Here is a 1919-nt window from a genome sequence, read left to right as displayed (position 1 = left end):
GACCTCATCCTTACCGATCAAATTGATCACATCAAATCGGAAACCTTTGACTCCCTTGTCTCGCCAGAAATTAACAACCTTGAAAAGCTCCTTGCGGACATTGGGATTGCGCCAGTTAAGGTCAGCTTGGGTCTCATCAAAGAGGTGGAGGTAATATTTCCCCGTATCCCCGAAAGGCGCCCAAGCAGAGCCACCAAACTTAGACTGCCAGTCTGTCGGTTGGTCTTGGATGAAGAAAAAGTCTTGGTAGTACTGGTCGCCAGCTAGGGCTTTCTGAAACCATTCGTGTTCTGTCGAACAATGATTGAGCACCATATCTAACATAAAGTCAATCTTGTGCTCCTTACCGACACGCACCATCTCCTCAAAATCAGCCATATTACCAAAAAGAGGATCCACTGCCATATAATCTGAAATATCGTAACCATTATCCCGTTGAGGGCTTGGATAGAACGGATTGAGCCAGACCATATCCACGCCCAGTTTGGCTAGATAGGGAATTTTTTCGATAATCCCACGGAAATCCCCAATACCATTTCCAGTGGTGTCTTTGTATGATTTTGGATAGATTTGATAGACTACTTTTCCTTTATCAAGTGTCATCTGTTTCTCCTTTTCTGATAAAAGGGAGGAACTGATGTTCCTTCCCTATTTGTGTTATTTCGATTAGATTCGTGTAGCGACCATGAGAGCTGCCCCAGCTTGGATAGTTGTTGGATAAGTTCCAGTGATAGTCGCTGCATAAGCATCCTGGTTCGTGATGATAACTGGAGTTTCTGTCACGAGACCTGCAGCCTTAATGACATCTATATCAAAACGAATCAGTTTCTGACCAACTGTGACGTGGTCTCCTTGGGTTACAAGACTTTCAAACCCTTTGCCATCAAGATCGACTGTATCCATACCGATGTGGATGAGCAATTCCACCCCCTCATCAGAGACAATACCGATGGCATGCTTGGTAGGGAAAAGAACTGTCACTGTCCCATTGACTGGAGAAATCAACTCACCTTGGCTTGGCTCAATGACTAGACCTTGCCCCATAACACCTGATGCAAAAACAGGATCTGTTGCTTGACTCAATTCTTTCACTTGACCAGCAAGAGGGCTGACAATTTCTACTGGAGCGAAGGTTACTGGTTCATGACTGACAAATTCTGCCTCTTCTTGGGCAACGAATTCTTCCTGCAAGGTTGCATCGTCCTCTGTTTTTGTAAAGAGACCTGCCTTACGGAAGAAGAAAGTCAAGAGCATTGGTACAACAATAGCAACTAGCATGGTTCCTGCAAATGGCAGCATGTATTGAGGTTGAATAGAAAGGATACCTGGTAAACCACCGATACCAATAGAAGCCGCCGTTACATTGAAAGTAACGGACAACATGCCTGCAAGGGCTGAACCAATCATTCCAGCTACAAATGGATAGATGTATTTGACATTGACCCCAAAGAGGGCTGGTTCTGTAACACCGAGATAGGCTGAAATGGTTGCAGGAAGTGAAATCTGAGCCTCACGCTCATCATGACGATGCATGAAATAATAGGCAAATACGGCTGAACCTTGGGCAATATTAGAAAGAGCAATCATTGGCCAGAGGGCAGTTCCGCCGGCATCCGCAATCAATTGTGTATCGATGGCATTGGTCATATGATGCAAACCAGTGATGACAAATGGAGCGTAGAGGGCACCAAAAATCGCACCGAAGAGCCATTTAACTGGACCCGTCAAACCTGCCAAGACAACTGCTGAAAGTCCTTGACCAATTGTCCAACCGATTGGTCCCAAAACAGTGTGAGCCAAAATTAAGGCTGGAATCAAGGATAAGAAGGGTACAAAAATCATGGAAATGACTTCTGGAATATGCTTGCGCCAGAAGATTTCTAGATAAGACAGACTCAAACCTGCAAGCAAGGCTGGGA

The 1919-nt window shown here is 45.0% G+C and carries 2 protein-coding genes; both read right to left on the bottom strand.

The window, feature by feature from the left end; all coding sequences use genetic code 11:
* The coding region (locus D8863_RS10315) for an alpha-amylase family glycosyl hydrolase (RefSeq protein WP_260469792.1) at window positions 1-603 on the bottom strand (603 nt) is incomplete at its 3' end.
* A 63-nt stretch (window positions 604-666) separates the two neighbouring features.
* A partial coding sequence (locus tag D8863_RS10310) for a PTS sugar transporter subunit IIABC family protein (protein WP_185761480.1) occupies window positions 667-1919 on the bottom strand: 1253 nt, incomplete at its 5' end.

The sequence above is a fragment of the Streptococcus oralis genome, assembly GCF_003943825.1.
Classification (GTDB): domain Bacteria; phylum Bacillota; class Bacilli; order Lactobacillales; family Streptococcaceae; genus Streptococcus; species Streptococcus oralis_CD.
Note: the sequence above shows the minus strand (reverse complement) of the source record. Positions and strands in the feature narration are given on the sequence as shown.